This window comes from Archangium primigenium, from assembly GCF_016904885.1.
In the GTDB taxonomy this organism is placed as follows: domain Bacteria; phylum Myxococcota; class Myxococcia; order Myxococcales; family Myxococcaceae; genus Cystobacter; species Cystobacter primigenius.
This window is the reverse complement of sequence record NZ_JADWYI010000001.1, coordinates 3949808-3966478: the sequence shown is the minus strand read 5'-3', so window position 1 is coordinate 3966478 and position 16671 is coordinate 3949808. Positions and strand designations below refer to the sequence as shown.

At 71.1% G+C, this 16671-nt stretch carries 14 protein-coding genes; 11 read left to right on the top strand and 3 right to left on the bottom strand.

Annotation, left to right across the window (positions count from 1 at the left end; genetic code table 11):
* Entirely contained in the window at positions 1-1368 is a 1368-nt protein-coding gene (locus tag I3V78_RS16460; RefSeq protein WP_204489049.1) for a cytochrome P450, read from the top strand.
* A 25-nt stretch (positions 1369-1393) separates the two neighbouring features.
* Here the strand turns inward: I3V78_RS16460 and I3V78_RS16455 are convergent, their stop codons facing one another.
* On the bottom strand, positions 1394-2995 hold the full coding sequence (locus I3V78_RS16455) for a methyl-accepting chemotaxis protein (RefSeq protein WP_204489047.1): 1602 nt from the start codon (positions 2993-2995) through the stop codon (positions 1394-1396).
* 225 nt (positions 2996-3220) lie between these two features.
* On the opposite strand from I3V78_RS16455, the gene I3V78_RS16450 reads away from it, so the two are divergent.
* The 9 genes from I3V78_RS16450 (at position 3221) to I3V78_RS16410 (ending at position 12107) form a co-directional block, all read left to right on the top strand.
* Positions 3221-3592, top strand: a complete 372-nt coding sequence (locus tag I3V78_RS16450) for an NADH-quinone oxidoreductase subunit A (RefSeq protein WP_204496665.1) — start codon at positions 3221-3223, stop codon at positions 3590-3592.
* Between the two features lie 6 nt (positions 3593-3598).
* Entirely contained in the window at positions 3599-4156 is a 558-nt protein-coding gene (locus I3V78_RS16445; protein ID WP_204489045.1) for an NADH-quinone oxidoreductase subunit B, read from the top strand.
* A gap of 111 nt (positions 4157-4267) precedes the next feature.
* Positions 4268-5635 (top strand): adenylate/guanylate cyclase domain-containing protein, encoded by a 1368-nt coding sequence (locus I3V78_RS16440; protein WP_204489042.1) that lies wholly within the window; start codon positions 4268-4270, stop codon positions 5633-5635.
* 86 nt (positions 5636-5721) lie between these two features.
* Positions 5722-6246: an NADH-quinone oxidoreductase subunit C gene (locus tag I3V78_RS16435; RefSeq protein WP_239576457.1), complete on the top strand. Its 525-nt coding sequence runs from the start codon at positions 5722-5724 to the stop codon at positions 6244-6246.
* Positions 6247-6277: 31 nt separating this feature from the next.
* Positions 6278-7543: an NADH dehydrogenase (quinone) subunit D gene (nuoD, locus tag I3V78_RS16430; protein ID WP_204489040.1), complete on the top strand. Its 1266-nt coding sequence runs from the start codon at positions 6278-6280 to the stop codon at positions 7541-7543.
* The gene (locus tag I3V78_RS16425) at positions 7540-9408 is read left to right on the top strand and encodes a 2Fe-2S iron-sulfur cluster-binding protein (protein WP_204489038.1); all 1869 of its coding nucleotides are present in this window, start codon (positions 7540-7542) and stop codon (positions 9406-9408) included. The genes nuoD and I3V78_RS16425 overlap by 4 nt, the downstream gene beginning before the upstream one ends.
* A gap of 2 nt (positions 9409-9410) precedes the next feature.
* The gene (locus tag I3V78_RS16420) at positions 9411-10862 is read left to right on the top strand and encodes a complex I subunit 1/NuoH family protein (RefSeq protein ID WP_204489035.1); all 1452 of its coding nucleotides are present in this window, start codon (positions 9411-9413) and stop codon (positions 10860-10862) included.
* A gap of 23 nt (positions 10863-10885) precedes the next feature.
* A complete protein-coding gene (locus I3V78_RS16415) occupies positions 10886-11587 on the top strand; it encodes a NuoI/complex I 23 kDa subunit family protein (RefSeq protein WP_204489033.1) in 702 nt (233 codons plus the stop codon).
* A gap of 160 nt (positions 11588-11747) precedes the next feature.
* Complete coding sequence (locus I3V78_RS16410) at positions 11748-12107, top strand: (2Fe-2S) ferredoxin domain-containing protein (protein ID WP_204489030.1); 360 nt, start codon at positions 11748-11750, stop codon at positions 12105-12107.
* 10 nt (positions 12108-12117) lie between these two features.
* On the opposite strand, the gene I3V78_RS16405 is transcribed toward I3V78_RS16410, so the two are convergent.
* Positions 12118-14691, bottom strand: a complete 2574-nt coding sequence (locus I3V78_RS16405) for a CHASE2 domain-containing protein (RefSeq protein ID WP_204489028.1) — start codon at positions 14689-14691, stop codon at positions 12118-12120.
* Positions 14692-14738: 47 nt separating this feature from the next.
* Between I3V78_RS16405 and I3V78_RS16400 the strand changes: the two genes are divergently transcribed.
* Positions 14739-15617, top strand: a complete 879-nt coding sequence (locus tag I3V78_RS16400; protein ID WP_204489026.1) for a hypothetical protein — start codon at positions 14739-14741, stop codon at positions 15615-15617.
* Positions 15618-15620: 3 nt separating this feature from the next.
* Here the strand turns inward: I3V78_RS16400 and I3V78_RS16395 are convergent, their stop codons facing one another.
* Entirely contained in the window at positions 15621-16589 is a 969-nt protein-coding gene (locus I3V78_RS16395) for a hypothetical protein (protein ID WP_338023617.1), read from the bottom strand.
* Positions 16590-16671: the final 82 nt, after the last annotated feature.

The window sequence follows — 16671 nt, the reverse complement described above, 5'->3', positions numbered from 1 at the left end:
ATGCATTCCCCCACCCCTCTGAACGCCCTGCGCGAGCGCCTGCCCCGGCGCCCCACCCACAAGGACGGAATCCCCATCCTGCCCGGCGCCCTGCCGCTGGTGGGACATGTGCCCTTCAACCTGGGCGACTCGCTCGCCTTCATGCGCGAGGGCGCGGCCCAGGTGGGCCCCCTCTTCTGGATGCGCAGCCTCGGCTCCCAGATGCAGCTCGTCTGCATGGGCGAGCCGGGCTTCGAGCTGCTCAAGAACCGGGTGACCACCAGCGAGTTCATCCGCGAGCAGGCCCCCGACTTCATCGGCGACGCGCTCCTGTCGCGCGATGGCCCGTCGCACCGGGGCCTGCGCTCGGCCATGAGCGGTCCATTCACCCCCCGGGGACTGACCGCCAGCGGCGCCGCCGCGCTGTCCGCCGAGGTCATCGAGGCGAGCCTGGCCCGGCTGCCCTCCGGCCCCTTCTCCCTGCTCGGGGAGAGCCAGCGGCTCGCGCTCGACATCATCTTCCGCATCATGGGCATCGACCGCTCGGAGCTGGACGCGTTCAACCAGCACTACCGGGACTTCGTGCTCGGGGCGTTCCCGGTGAAGATCACCGTGCCCTACGGGCCCTACTGGCGCTCGCTGCGGGGGCGCAAGTGGCTGGATGCGCGCTTCTCCCAGCTCATCGCGGCGGCGCGCGGACGCTCGGACATGCAGGGCACGCTCGCGGCGCTGCTGGCCGCGCGCGACGAGGAGGGCCGGGAGCTCACGGAGGCCGACCTCATCCAGAACCTGCGGCTCGTGGCGCTCGCGGGGCACGAGACCTCCGCCTCGGTGATGGCCTGGGCGGGCATCGTGCTCGCCCAGCGGCCGGACCTCTGGCGGCAGCTGCTCGAGGAGTCGCAGGCGCCGTCCGCCCTGCCCCAGAGCCCCGAGGAGCTCAAGCGCCACCCGTTCGCCGAGGCGCTCTTCCGCGAGGTGCTGCGGCTCTACCCGCCCCTGTCGGCGACCGGGCGGCTGCTCACCGAGGACGTCACGCTGCACGGCCTCCCGGTGCCCAAGGGCACCATGGTGACCGTGCCCCTGGGCACCTACGGCTACGATCCCAAGCTCTTCCCGGACCCCGAGCGCCTGGACCCCACGCGCTGGATGGGTCGGCGCCAGCAGCCCTCGCCCATCGAGACCGCCCCGTTCGGGGGGGGGCCCCACTTCTGCCTGGGCTACCACCTGGCGTGGATGGAGATCGTGCAGTTCCTCGCGGGCTTCGCGCGCGAGGTGGGGCGCCGGGGACTGCGGCCCCGGCTCGTGATGGGCTCCGCGCCCCCGAAGCTGCGCTACCTGCCCTTCGGCCAGCCGCCGAAGAAGACGCTCATCGAGCTGGTGCCCGCCTGACGGACGCCCCGGGGCGCGCGGCCGCTCAGCGGTCGCGCGCCACCTTGAACTTGCTGGTGAGCACGGTGAGGCTGTCGGCCACGCTCTGCAGATCCTGCGCGATGCGGGTGGTGCGGCCCGTGGCGTCCACGCCCTGCTTCACCAGCTCCGCCACGTTGCGCGCGCCCTGCACGGCCTGCTCGCTGGACTGACGCTGCTGGCGCGTGGCGATGGTGATCTGCCGCGCGGCCTCGCTCGTGCCGCGCGCCAGCTCCACGATCCGCTGGAACACGGACGAGGCCTGCTCGGCCACCTCCACGCCCCGGTCGCTCGTGGCCATGCCCACGCGCGCCTTGCTGGCCGCCTCGTTGCCGGAGTCCTGCACCTTCTCCACGATGCGCGCGATGTCCCGCGCCGAGGCGGACACGCTCTCGGCGAGCTTGCGCATCTCCGCGGCCACCAGCGAGAAGCCCCGGCCCACCTCGCCCGCCTTGGTGCCCTCCAGCGCGGCGTTGAGCGCGAGCAGGTCCGAGCGCTCGGCGACCTGGTTGATGACCTGGGCGATCTTCGACACCTGCTGCAGGTCCTGGTTGAGGCCCACGATGGCGTCGGCCACGCCCTTGGACTCCATGCGGATGTCGTTGATGCCCGCGACCACCTGGGCCACCACGGCCATGGCCTCGGCCACCGCCTCGTGGGTGCGCCGCGCGCTGGACTCCACCACCTCCGTGGAACTGGAGATCTGCTCCGCGGTGCGGCTGAGCTCCTCGAAGGTGGCGGCGATCTGCTGGGCGTACGCGGCCTGCTGGTTGATGACGTGCTCCTGGTCCGCCGAGGCGCCCGACAGGCCCCGCGACGCGCTGGACAGCTGCTCCAGGCGCGTGAGGAGCTCGGACACGGTGCCGCGCAGCGTGCCGAGCATCTCGTTGAACGAGTACGCCATCATGCGCACCTCGCCCGCGGACGCCACGTCCACCTCGCTCAGGGACATGTCGCCCTGGGCCACCTCGCGCGCCGCCTGGGTCATGCGCGTCACGGGCTCGGCGATGGCCCGGCCGATGAAGAAGGACAGGAAGAGCCCCACGAGCAGGGCGCCCAGGAAGACGAACAGCGTGGTGCCCCGCAGGGCCTCCGCCTCCGCCTTCACCCGGGCCGTCTCCATGCCCACCACGTAGGTGTGTCCGCCGGGCAGCCCGCAGAAGGCGACCGGATGATCGTGCACGCGGCGCACCGAGCAGCCCGGGCCCTCCTTGGACAGGCCGCGCAGCCCCCGGGGAGGCTCTCCCCGCTCGGCGATCACCTCGCCCTCGGGGCCGAGCACCGCCTGGAAGGCCACGTCCGCGGTGCCATCCATGGACTCGAAGACGTCCGGCAACCGCTTGAGCACGTGCGCCCCCAGATCCCGGGGCGGCACGAGCGGCACCACGTTCACCAGGGGCGGCGCGGGCGGCGCGTGTCCCTGCTCGAACAGCAGCTCGATCTGCCGCGTGCCGAGCAGACCCCGATCATGCGCGCTTTCCTCGAGCCGACGCAGGCCCTGGTTCCACTGCTGCTTGGGAAAATAGAACCCGCAGAACAGCGCGACGGCGAGGCTGGGGACCAGCACCGCGAACGCTACCTGCCAGCGAAGACTCAACCGACCCCACATGTCTCCGGCGCCACTCCTGTCTGATCGCACGACGCGTCGGGAAGAGACCCTAGGCCCCGGGTGCTTGGAGCGTCAAACCCCCTGGTGGATGCCCCCTCGCACGCCGGGGGGGACCGCCGGGGGGCGCGGAGGACTTTCCGCTGTCATGTCCAGGGGTTGGCGATCCGGATTCGTCATTGACACCCCGTCCGGGTGTCCCTAGGGTCCGCCGCGATGAATCCCGCGATCGATCCCAACCCCCTGAGCCCCTACCTGCCGCTGGCCGTGGTGCTGCTGCTGGCGGGCGTGCTGGCGCTCGTCATCGTGCAAATGGCCGCCCTGGCGGGCCCCAAGCGGCCGAGCGCCATCAAGTCCGCGCCCTTCGAGGCGGGCTCGGAGAGCAGCGGCACGGCGCGCCAGCGCTTCGCGGTGAAGTTCTACGTGGTGGCGCTGCTCTTCATCGTGTTCGACGTCGAGGCGGTCTTCCTGTATCCCTGGGCGGTCAACTTCCAAGCACTCGGCTGGTTTGGCTACACCGAAATGGTCGTTTTCGCGGCGACCCTGGTGGTGGGCCTTATCTACATCTGGAAGAAGGGCGCTTTGGAGTGGGAGCACTGAGGACACATGGCTGACTACGATAACGTTCCGGTTCTGACGACCCGCCGCGAGGACGCCATGGGCTTCTTCGCGGAGAAGATCTCCAAGGGCCTGGGCTGGGCGCGCAAGTACTCGCTGTTCACCTACCCGTACGCCACGGCGTGCTGCGGCATGGAGTTCATGTCGCTGTCCTCCGCGCGCCACGACATCGCGCGCTTCGGCGCCGAGTTCCCCCGCTTCTCGCCGCGCCAGGCGGACATGCTGATGGTGATCGGCACCATCAACCTCAAGCAGGCGCCCATCCTCAAGCGCGTGTACGAGCAGATGTGCGAGCCCAAGTGGGTGGTGGCCTTCGGGGTGTGTGCCTCCTCGGGCGGCTTCTACGACAACTACGCGGTGCTCCAGGGCATCGACCGCATCATCCCGGTGGACGTCTACATCCCCGGCTGCCCGCCCCGTCCCGAGCAGGTGCTCGACGGACTGCGGCTGCTGCAGGACAAGATCGGCAGCCAGACGCACCGCATCGGCCATGCCGGCACCGCGCCGCACGACCTGCTCGCCGGGACCTACGGCTTGCGCAAGTAGTTCCGCGCGTGCGTGGCCCCGGGCCCCGTGCGTCTCCTCACGGAGACGGCGGGGCCCTCGCTTTTGGGGCCACCCGCCACGAAGGTGCGCGCCTCGCGCCGACGTGAGAGGATGCAACCCCCTCCTTCCCACCACCGAGGTCATGTGGACGAGGCCGGGCAGAGCCCCATCCCGAACGCCACCTTCCTGCACGAGCCGGTGGGCCGTGCCCTGGAAGCCGAGCGGCAGTACAACACCCTCCGGCTCACGCAGATGCGGCTGGGCGGGGTGTCGCTCGTGCTGCTCGTGACCGCGTACCTCGGTCTGGTGCAGGGCCTGTCGGACTGGCGGGTGTACCTCGCCCCCTTCGCCGCCTACTGGTTGTGCACGGTGGTGACGTACGTGTGCGTGCTGCGCTGGCCGCTCATGGCGAGCTGGGCGGGGGTGTCCCTGGCGGTGGTGGACGTGCCCGCCATCTACTGGCTGCAGCACCTGGCCCTGCCGGTCTCTCCCTCGCCGGGGGGGGTGGCGGGCTTCACGCTCGGGCTGTACGCGTTCATCATCGTCCTCTCCGCGCTCTCCATGCGCCGGCCGGTGACCTTCACGGTCGCCTCGGTGGCGGCCGTGGCCGAGGTCGCCCTCCAGGTGGAGGCGGGCATCGGCATGGGCGCGCGGGTGGTCGCCGTGGTGGTGCTGAGCCTCACGGCGGGCGCCTCGCACTACCTCTTCCACCGCATCCGCGTGCTCGTCTCCGCCCTGACGCGCGAGGAGCTCAAGCGCGCCCAGCTCGGGCGCTACTTCTCCCCGGCCGTCGCCGAGCGGCTGCAGGACCTGGCCTCCCCCGCCGCCACCCCCGAGCTGCGCGAGGTGACGGTCCTGTTCACGGACCTGCGCGACTTCACCGCCCTGAGCGAGCGGCTGAGCCCCGAGGCCGTGGTGGCCATCCTCAACGAGTACTACGGCCGCATGGTGGAGGTGGTGTTCCGCCACGGGGGCACGCTCGACAAGTTCATCGGGGACGCCCTGATGGTGTACTTCGGCGCCCCTCTGGCCGAGCCGGACCATCCCCGCCGCGCGGTGGAGTGCGCCCTGGACATGATCCACGAGCTCGGGGAGATGAACGCCGAGCGCTTCGCCCGGGGCGAGCCGGGGCTGCTCATGGGGGTGGGCCTGCACACGGGCCACGTGGTGCTCGGCAACATCGGCTCCACGGCCCGCCGCCTGGAGTACACCGCCATCGGGGACACGGTGAACCTGGCCAACCGCATCGAGCAGCTCACCAAGCGCCACCGCACCCCGGTGCTCGTCTCCAAGGAGACCCGGGAGCGGGCCGGGGACTGCTGCCAGTGGCAGGAGCTGCCCCCCACGCCCGTGGCGGGCAAGCGTGAACCGGTGAGCACATTCATTCCCCGGCCCCTCTCGCACGGCCGGAGGGGAAGCACGGACGGCGCCGACCTGCCCCCCTTGGGGCGGACACCGTCTTCTGACTCGCGTAAGTAGCGGGGATGGCTAAGGGATTCCGTTGACGCCCCCCAAGGCGCGTCCTTATAACGCCCCGGATTCCCTAGCCAGCATCGAGGCTCCCCTTGAGCACCTTCGCACTCGACAGGGTCACCGCCCAATTTCCGGAGGCGGTGGCGGAGCGGTATTTCGACCGCACGGGCGGCGCCTGGGCCGTCATTCACGCCGAGCACCTGCCCAAGGTCGCCGCCTTCCTCAAGAGCGAGTTGGACTTCAAGCTCTTCATCTCGATCGACGGGGTGGACCGGCTCCACCTGGCGGAGAACGATCCGCGCTTCGAGGTCGTCTACTTCCTGCGCTCCCTCACGCGCGGCGAGCACGTGCGGCTCAAGGTGCGCGTGAACGAGACCCAGGAGATTCCCTCGCTGACGTCCCTGTTCAAGGGCGCCAACTGGTGGGAGCGCTTCGTGTGGGACTTCTACGGCATCCGCTTCTCGGGACACCCGGACCTGCGCCGCGTGTTGCTCTACGAGGAGTTCCAGGGCCACCCCCTGCGCAAGGACTACGCGCTGCGCGACCGGCAGCCGCTCATTCCCGAGCGCCCCATCAAGGACATCTTCCGCGGCCCCGGCACGAGCGGCGTCTCCTGACGCGCCCGGCCCACGCCCACTCGAGGACATCATGGCGGACACCCACAAGCCCGCAGTCCATCCCAGCCCCGACGTGCCCAACCCGGACACCGATTCCTACGCCCAGGAGTCGGAGCTGGAGGCGCATCTGCAGGCCAAGCCCATGTACATCAACATGGGCCCCTCTCACCCGGCCACCCACGGCACGGTGCGCCTGAAGCTGCACCTGGAGGGCGAGACCATCTCGGACGCCGACTGCGAGATCGGCTTCCTGCACCGCGGCTTCCAGAAGAGCTGCGAGAACGTCACCTGGACGCAGTGCCTGCCCTATACGGACCGGCTCAACTACGCGTCCCCGCTGATGAACAACTTCGGCTTCCTCACCGCCGTGGAGAAGCTCATCGGGCTGGAGATCCCCGAGCGCGCCCAGTACGTGCGCGTGATCGGCTCGGAGCTGCACCGCATCCACGATCACCTCACGTGCGTCGCCGCGACGAGCATGGAGCTGGGTGGCTTCGCCCCGTTCCTCTTCGGCATGGAGGCGCGCGAGCTCATCAATGATCGCGTGGCGGAGCTCACCGGCGCGCGCCTGACGACGAGCTTCGGGCGCGTGGGCGGCCTCAACCGCGACCTGCCCGAGGGCTGGATCGGCAAGACGCTCAAGTCGCTCGACAAGATCCGCGAGCTGGCCCTGGAGTGCGAGTCGCTCCTGTCGCGCAACCGCATCTTCGTGGACCGCATGAAGGGCACGGGCGTCATCTCCGCGGACGACGCGCTCGACTGGGGCTGGACGGGGCCGTGCCTGCGCGCGTGCGGCGTGGACTACGACCTGCGCAAGGCCCGCCCCTACTGGGTCTACGACCAGCTCGACTTCGACGTGCCCATTGGCGAGCACGGCGACAACTACGACCGCTACCTCATGCGCATCGAGGAGATGAAGCAGTCGGACCGGATCCTCCGCCAGGCGCTGGCGAAGATCCCCGACGGGCCCATCATCGTGAACGACTGGCGCATCGCCCTGCCGCCCAAGCCCGAGGTCTACGGCACCATCGAGGGCGTCATCTCGCACTTCAAGCTGGTGATGGAGGGCATCCAGGTGCCCCCCGGCGAGGTGTACGACGCGACCGAGTCGGCCAACGGCGAGCTCGGCTGGTACATCGTGAGCGACGGCGGCGGCCGGCCCTACAAGGTCCACGTGCGCGCCCCCGGCTTCCCCATCCTGTCCGCCATGCCCGCCATCGTGAAGGGCGGCCTCTTGGCGGACCTCATTCCCACCTTTGACACGATCAACATGATCGGCGGCGAGGTCGAGCAGTGAGCGACAACGACACCAAGAAGCCCTCGGGTGACGCGCAGCCGCCCCCCAAGGGCGCGCCCACGGACACGCCGGCGGCGAAGATTGGCCCCGAGCCGTCCAACCCGCCCGCGGGCCCCAAGCTGGACGCGCCTCCGGCCGCGCACAGCAGCCCCACCCCGCCCGCGCCTCCGCCGCCCGCGGCCAAGCCCGCCCCGCCGCCGCCCAAGAACCCGGGCTTCGTCACCTGCACGATCGACGGCAAGGAAGTCATCGCCAAGCCGGGCACCAACATGATCGAGGCGGCGCGCTCGGTCGGCTCGATCATCCCCTACTTCTGCTACCACCCGCGCCTGTCCATCGCGGCCAACTGCCGCATGTGCTTCGTGGAGGCGTCCAACGCCCCCAAGATGGTGCCCGCGTGCCAGACGCCGCTCGCCGAGGGCCAGGTCATCAAGACCACCACGCCCAAGGTCAAGGAGCAGCAGCGCGCGGTGATGGAGTTCCTGCTGCTCAACCACCCGGTGGATTGCTCCATCTGCGACCAGGCCGGTGAGTGCAAGCTGCAGGATTACTACATGCGCTACGACTACCGCCCCTCGCGTCTGGAGGGCGGGAAGATCCTCAAGAACAAGCGCAAGGTGCTCGGGCCCCGCGTGGTGCTGGACCAGGAGCGCTGCATCCTGTGCAGCCGCTGCGTGCGCTTCATGAACGAGGTGCCCAAGGAGCCGCAGCTGGGCATCTTCGGCCGTGGCAGCCACGAGGTCATCGACACGTTCCCCGGCAGCGAGCTGGACAGCAACTACTCGCTCAACACGGTGGACATCTGCCCGGTGGGCGCGCTGCTCAGCCGCGACTACCGCTTCCGTGCCCGCTCGTGGTTCCAGTCCGCCGCGCCGTCCGTGTGCACGGGCTGCTCGCGCGGCTGCAACACGTACGCGGACTTCATGGGGCAGGAGACCTACCGCTACCGGCCGCGCGAGAACGAGGCCATCAACAAGAGCTGGCTGTGCGACCACGGCCGCCTCACCTACAAGGGGCTCAACCTGGGCCGCGTGCTCAGCGCCGTGGTGGGCCGCCAGCAGGGGGGCACCGCCCGTCCCGAGGTGGCGCGTCAGGAAGCCCTCCAGACCGCGGCGCGTGAGCTCACGGGCGCCAAGGGCAAGGGCCTCGCGGTGCTCGCCTCCCCGGTGGCCTCCAACGAGGATCTGCTCGCCGCGCTCACCTTCGCCAAGGGCACGCTGGGCGCGCGCGAGGTGTACGTGGGCGGCCGGCCCGAGGGTCAGGCGGATCACTTCCTGCTGACCGCGGACAGGAACCCCAACCGCAAGGGCCTGGAGCTCATCGCCCAGGGCCTGGGGCTCGCGCTCAAGCCGTTCGAGGAGCTCATCAAGGGCCTCGCCAGCGGCAAGGTGAAGGCGCTCTACGCCGTGGGCACCGAGGTGCCCGGGGACGTGGAGGCCTTCGCCCAGGCGGCGGCCCAGCTCGACGTGTTCGTGGCCCAGGCGACGAACGAGTCGGCCCTCACCGCGCAGGCCACCGTGCTCCTGCCGGCCTCCGCGCACGTGGAGGCGGATGGCTCGTTCGTGCAGGTGGACGGCCACATCCAGCGCTTCCGCAAGGCCTACCCCTCCAAGGGCGAGGCCGTGGGGCACTGGGCGCTCGCCGCCGAGCTCACCCGGCAGATGGGCGGCAGCGCCGCCTGGACGACCTCGCGCGAGGCCTTCCGCGAGCTGAGCAAGGGCGTGCCCGAGTTCGTGTCGTTCGACTGGGACAAGGCCGCCCCGCCCGACCGGGAGAAGCCCGGCATCAACCCTCTGGCCGCCGCCGCCGACGGCCGGCCCCCGGGCTACCGTGAGTTCGGCGCTCCCAGGGTCCGAGGTCTCTGACAATGCGCGTCTTCACCATCCTCTTCATGTTCTTCGTCTTCGTGGGCTACTTCGCCGCGATGACGCTCCTGGCCTACCTCGTCGGTGGCCAGGTGGAGGCGCTGTTCCCGGGCGGCAGCCGGTTGACCAACGTGTTCTTCCTGATGATCGCCCTGGTGATGGCGATCGGCTCGATGCTCACCGTGGCCGAGCGCAAGTGGAGCGCGCTGATGCAGGACCGCATCGGTCCCAACCGAGCGCGCATCGACCTGCCCCTCTTGCGCAACAACGCCCTGGGCGGCATCCCGCACTTCCTCGCCGACGGCGCGAAGATGCTGTTCAAGGAGGACCACTTCCCGGCCGCGGCCAACAAGCTGCTCTACAACCTGGCCCCCATGCTGGCCTTCGCGCCGGTGTTCGCGCTGTTCGCCGTGGTGCCCGCGGGCCCCAGCGTGCGCGTGTTCGGCCAGGCGGTGGACATGGTGGTGGCCACGCCGGACTTCGGCCTGCTCTACGTGTTCGCCATCGCCTCGCTGGCGGTGTACGGCACGTCGCTGGCCGGCTGGGCGTCCAACAACAAGTTCGCGCTGCTCGGCGGCGTGCGCGCCTCCTCCCAGATGATCTCCTACGAGGTGGCGCTGGGCCTGTCGCTCGTGGGCCTGATGATGGCCTTCTCCACGGTGCAGCTGCCCGCGTTCGTGGGCCACGTCACCAACGAGCTGGGCCTGGGCGGCGACGCCTCCGGTCAGGCGCGCTACCTGTGGTCCACGAAGCTGGGCCGCTTCGACATCGGCGTGCCCGCGTGGGGCTTCCTCCTGCAGCCCATGGGGTTCTTCCTGTTCTTCGCGGCGGCGTTCGCGGAGACCAAGCGCGCCCCCTTCGACAGCCCCGAGGGTGAGTCGGAGATCATCGGCTACTTCGTCGAGTACTCGGGCATGAAGTTCGGCCTGTTCATGATCTCCGAGTTCGTGGAGGTGGTGATCCTCTCGGGCCTCATCACGGTGCTCTTCTTCGGCGGCTACCACCTGCCCTTCGGCGGCGAGTGGCTGTCCAACCTGCGCGTGATGCGGGAGCACGGCTGGCTGTACGGCACGGTGCTCGGCACGGTGTTCTGGCTCAAGGTGCTCTTCTTCATCTGGGTGCAGATGATGATCCGCTGGTCGTTCCTGCGCTTCCGCTACGATCAGATCCAGACGCTCGGCTGGAAGATCCTCCTGCCGCTGGGCCTCATCAACGTGTTCGCCACGGGCGCGCTGGTGCTGTGGGATCCCTCGCTTCGGGCGCTGGCCATCTTCGGCATCCTGCAAATCCTCGTGCTGGTGGGCCTGACCCTCCGTCCGGAGTCGGAGGACACGGCGCACACGGGCCCCACCGGCGCGCACGCGCCCGGGCTGCCCGCCGGCACGCACGCCGCTCACGCGGACACCCCCTCGGCCGCCGCGCACGCCCGCGCCTCCACGGCCGCCTCGCATTAAGTCGGAGCGACGAGAAAGACACCATGGCTTACAAGGCGACCCAAGACCCCCGTACCGACGTACGCGAGCGCGCCTACCTGCCGGAGCTCCTCCGCGGGTTGGCCATCACCACGCGCCACTTCTGGCGCAACCTCTTCGGCACGCGCGACACGAAGACCCCCTTCGAGGAGCGCACCGGCACCAGCCTCGTCACCACGGTGCAGTACCCCGAGGAGAAGATTCCCTACCCGCCGGGCTACCGCGGGCTGCACCGCCTGGTGCCGCGGGACGACGGCAAGCCGCGCTGCGTGGCCTGTTACATGTGCGCCACCATCTGCCCGGCCCAGTGCATCTACATCGAGGCGGGCGAGTACGCGCCGGGCGCGGACGAGAAGGAGTCGCGCGTCATCGAGAAGTACCCGACCCAGTTCGTCATCGACGAGCTGCGCTGCATCGTGTGCGGCCTGTGCGTGGAGGCGTGCCCCAAGGACGCCATCCGCATGGACACCTACACGCACACGCCGCCGGAGTACAACCGGCAGGGGTTCGTGTACGACATCCCCCGGCTGCTCAAGGGCCCCGCGGTGTCGCACCCGTCGGATCCCTGGAACAAGCGCTCGAGCTCCGAGCCGCCCGCCCACGCGCACAAGGAAGCCCACACGCGCATCGGCGAGGAGGAGCACTCGCACTCCCGGGCCATCGTCTCGCACGACGGGCCGGTGCCGGTGACGAAGTTCATCAAGTAGTCGCGCCCGGTGTCCGCGCTCGGCCCGCCCCTCCGTGTAACCCACGGGGAAGGCGGGCCGATGTCGTTGGGGCCCCAGACGTGGGCGAGGAAGAGGACGGGCCCGCTCCGCCCGCGAGGCCCTTTGCAGTCCGCCTCAAACTCCGTAGGGTTTGCCCGCGATGAAGCGCTACCGCCTGTCCGTCTGCAAGGGCTCGAGCTGCAAGGCCGGGGGCTCGGATGCCGTGGCCCAGGCCGCGCGCGAGGAGCTGTCCACGCGGGGCCTCGTGCCGCGCTGCGAGCTGTACCGCGGCGGCTGTTATGGCTTCTGCCACATGGGGCCCAACGTCGTGCTGCGCGAGGAGACGGGCCGCAAGCGCGATCCGCTCTCCCCCGAGGACTACCAACTCATGGGCTGGGAGGGCGAGGCGTACTACTCGCACATGACGCCGGAGAAGATGCGGCGCGTGGTGGCCGAGCACGTCTCCCAGGACACGCCCGTCGTCGAGCTGCTCGGCCACCCCGAGGAAGCCGAGGACTAGCCGCCGCCGCTCAGGCGCCCTCCAGCGCGAACACGCCGTCCCAGTCCTCGGGCGGCATGGTCCGGAGGTAGGCGCGGCAGCGCTCGGCATACACCTGGGCCAGGGGATCCTGGAACTCCTCCACGCCCCGGAGGAACAGCGCCAGCGCCACGTCGAAGCGCCGCTGGTGGTACGTGGTGAGCGCCTGCTCGTGGATGGACAGCAGCTCCTGGACGCGCGCGTCCAGCTCGCCCTTGCGGCCCATCAGCTCGTGCAGGCGCGTGGCCTGGGTGCGCCCGCTGGGCCGCACCCGGTCCACCTCGCGGAAGACGAAGCCGTCCTGCGCGAGCCGCGCGACCCCGTCGCCCACCAGCACGAAGGTGCCGAAGTGCCGGTTGAGGCCCTCCAGGTACATGGAGAACTTCACCGACTGGCCCAGCACGGAGTATTTCGCCTCGAGGTCGCTGCCCATGCCGCCCACCAGCACCTCGCCGCTGTCGATGCCCACGCGGCACTGGGGCGTGTGGCCGTACGTCTTGCTCCAGTGCTCCTGGCGCGCGAGCAGCACGGCGCGCACCTTGAGCGCGGCGTCGCAGGCCAGGTGCGCATGGCGCTCGGTGCGCACGGGGGCGCCCCAGAAGGCCATCACCGCGTCCCCCATGTACTTGTCCACCTGGCCGCGCGTGGCGCGCACCACGTCCGTCACCTCCGTCAGGTAGTCGTTGAGGAACTGCACGAGCCGCTCGGGCGGCAGCTCCGAGGACAGGCGCGAGAAGCCGTCCAGGTCGCAGAAGAACACCGTCACCTCGCGCAACTCCGGCCGCGTGAGCTGCCGCAGATCGCGCGTGACGAGCCGGGCCACCTCGGGGTTCACGTAGCGGCCGAGCACGTCCGTGACGAAGCGGCGCAGCTGCTGCTCGGAGCGCGAGGCCTGCACGATGGTGAAGAGGAACGTGAGCCCCATGGCCAGCACGGGCCCCACCAGTGCCACCCACAAGAGCCGGGTGACGAAGACGTACCAGGCGCCCGCCATGTAGAGCGCGCCCACCACCGCCATGGTGAAGAGGTAGAAGAAGATGTCCCCCGAGGAGCGCAGCCCCCGGTTGACGGTGAGCGCCACGAAGGCCCCGAGCAGCGCCATGCCGAGCGTGAGCGCCAGGTCCTCCCGGGGCGTGGCGCGGGAGATGCCCTCGGACTGGAGCAGGTTCACCAGCGACTGCGCGAGGATGGCGCCCGAGGGCGTGCGCTCGCCGATGGGCGTGTGCTGGAAGTCCAGGGCCCGGCGCGAGGTGTTGGTGAGGACCACGAGCCGGCCGTCGATGTCGTGCACGCCCCGGGGCGGCACGCCCTCGCGCACCGCGAAGACGTTGAGCAGCACCTTCCACGCGGGGATGGCGCGCGCCACCGAGCCCCGCGCGCCCCGCCCGACCTCCGCCGCGTCCCAGCGCACCAGGCTGTAGCCGGACGCGTCCATGGGGATGGAGAAGCGGTCCCCCACGTACAGCCGGCCCTCGGCGTAGCGCAGCGTCCGGGTGTTCGCCTGGCGCATCGCCGCCACCAGCGGCATGGACGGCAGCACGTGGCGGGTGTCCCCCTGGCCGCGGTAGCTCACCAGGTGCGGCACCGCGCGCACGATGCCGTCCGAGTCCGCCGGCAGGGTGACGGCCCCATAGAGGCTCGCCTCGCCGAGCAGCGGCGCCACGGGGTGCTCGAGCTGCCGCACCTCCTCCAGCCGCGACACGTCCAGGCCCTCCACCCGCACCGCGGCGAGCGAGACGAACAGCTCCTGCGGCCCCACCCGGAACGCGTCGTCGCTCGTGCGGCGCTCCAGGACACGCGGCGGCTCGCGCACGCCCAGCTCCAGCGCCACCCGCTGCCCCTCCTGCTCGCTCGCCACGCCGCCCCACACCTCCACCCCCTTGCCCTCGGGGATGAGGAACACGGGGCGCTGGTCCGACAGCACCGTGCGCATGCGGGCCCGCGCGGCGGCCTCGGTCGCGAACACCCCGAGCCGCACGCGGTAGGGCCACAGCCGGCTGCCCGGCGGAATGCCCCGGTCCGGAGACCAGTCGAAGGCCAGCACGGACTTCTGGGGCACCCGGTCGAGCAGCGCCCGCAGCGCCCGGTCATCGTCCAGGCCCGAGGCCCCACTCGCGCCCGGCGCGAAGCAGGCCCGGGGGCTCAGCTCGGCGAAGGGCAGATCGATGAGCACCTGCTCGGCGCCCTCGTCGAGCAGCCGCTGTGTCATGCCGCCGAGCATCTCCCGGGGCCAGGGGTAGGAGGAGACCCCCGCGTGGTCGTCCTGCCGGGCCTCGGTGAGCGTCTCGTCGTCGAGCGCCACCACCACCACCCGATCCGAGCGCGAGGCCCGCGCCCCCACCGCGCGCACCCGGCCGTCGTAGGTGAGGCGCTCCCAGGACTCCAGGCCCGCGGCGGGGCGGGACAGCAGCGTGACGGGCGCGGCGCCCTCGGACGGCTGAGCGCGGGGCGGGCGGAAGTAGACGAGCACGCCGAGGATGGTGCCGAAGAGCGTGGCCTGGAGCAGGGAGTAGGCGAGCCGCTGCAGGAAGCGCAGGCCGGTGGAGGAGATGGGAAGGCGTCGCACGGGAGCGCGGAGGATAGCGCGTCGGGCCCTGCTAGGGTGGGCTCCCCATGAAACGTCTCCTGCTGTCCGCCGCCGCCGCCACGCTCGTGCTGTCCCCCCTCGCCTGCGACATCCAGAAGACGGGCAGTCAGCTGCTCGCGGAGAAGGTGATGGTGGGCACCCTCTTCTCCACGCCGGACGTGGACATCTCGGCCGCGGCGCTCGCGGGGCTCGACGCGGGCACCCTGCCCGACGGCGGCATCCCCGAGGGCGAGCGCATCACCCTGCCCGGCCAGACGGCCACCCTCGTCTTCTTCGGCACCCGCAACGGCGAGAGCGGCTCGCCCCAGCCCCTCACCGACGCCACGCTCCGCCTGGAGGCCAACGGCCTCACCGTGCCGCTCAACGCCCAGGGCGCGGGCACCTACGGCCTCACGAGCGCCCCGGACGACGACGCCGGCGTGCGCTACCAGTCCGGGGCCAGCTACCGCTTCGTCGCCACGCAGCAGGGGACGTCCTACGTGGGGCTCGTGGAGGACGCCCCCGCGCTGGAGCGGCTCGACGCCCTGCACCCCCAGAACGGCTACGTGCGGCACACCGCCGGCCAGGGCCTCACCTTGCGGCGGCCCACCGTCCCGGCGGGCAAGGAGCGCACGCTCGGCTTCGTCACCGTCTTCGCCCTGCGCACCGACGGCGAGCGCGGCGAGTCCACCTACAGCAACCTGCCCACGGATCCCCTGAGCCTGCTCAAGCTCGCGGCCACCCCGGGCGACTGGCAGCAGCCGACCCTGGAGGTGCCCGGCACCGCCTTCCCCGCGTCGGACAGCAACTACCTCGTCATCTTCCAGACCACGCGGCTGGGCGGCGCGGACTCGGAGAACCTGTTCTACGGCAGCACGCTCCTGGTGGGCACCGCAGACGTGGGCCTGGTGCACACCACGCCCTGAGCCTCAGTCCGCCTCCACCTCGAGCGCGAGCTGGCCGCGCAGCTTCAGGCGCAGCAGGTGGCCCGCGAAGCGCTCGGACTCCTCGCGCGTGAGCACGCCCCGGAACGCGTCGTCCTCGGCCACCTCCACCTCCATCACCGGCCCGCGCTGCAGCAGGCGGAAGAAGTCCTCGCCCCCGCCGGGCCGGGGCACGAACACCGGGAGGAAGCCCTTGACCGGCAGCACCTCGCCGGGCGCGCGCACCCGGGCGAGCAGCGCCCGCGCCGAGGGGCGCCGCTCCTCGGGCGCCACGCCCTCCTCGGCGTAGAGCGGCGCGGGCGGCAGCGCCACGTCCTCGGTGGAGTCGTCGAGCAGGAAGTCGTGCCGCGAGGGCACGCACCCGGTGAACAGGTAGAGCAGCAGCACGGGCACGTCCCCGCCCACCCGCTCCACGTGCAGCACGGCGCGCGTCGCGCTCACCTTGCGCAAGAGCAGCCGCAGCCGGGGCGGCGACGCGGCCAGGTGCCGCCGTACGCGCTCGCGCACGGTGTCGCGCAGCGCGGTGAGTCGCGCCTGGTCGCGCGCCTCGCTCTCGGCCTCCTCGCGCGCCAGGGCCTCCCGGGTGCGCGCCAGTTGCTGCTCGGCCTGTCGCAGGAAGTCGTGCAGGGGGGCCTCGCCCGTGGCGAGCGCCGCGTCGGCGGGGAGCGCGGGTCCGGGCTCGACGCCCTCGGTCGCCGAGCGCACCGAGCCCACCAGGAACGCGCCCTGCTGCTCCAGCCGAGCGTATTCGCGCGCGAAGCGCTGCCGCTCGGCGGCGTGGGCCTTGCGCGCCTCGAGCCACGCCTCGTACGCGGCCTCCAGCGTCTCCAGCCCCTGGGGCCGGGACAACACGCGCTCCTCGGCCGCGGGGGCCCGGGGCATGTCGCGGGGCGTGTCCCGGCGCGACAGCGTGTCCTTGTCACTCGGTCCAGGGGGCGGCTTGCGCGGGCTCACGCCCTTGTCTTTCGCACAAAAACGCCCAAGGGGCGACCCGCGCCATGCGGACCGCCCCTGGGAAATACCCCCGCGAGACGCG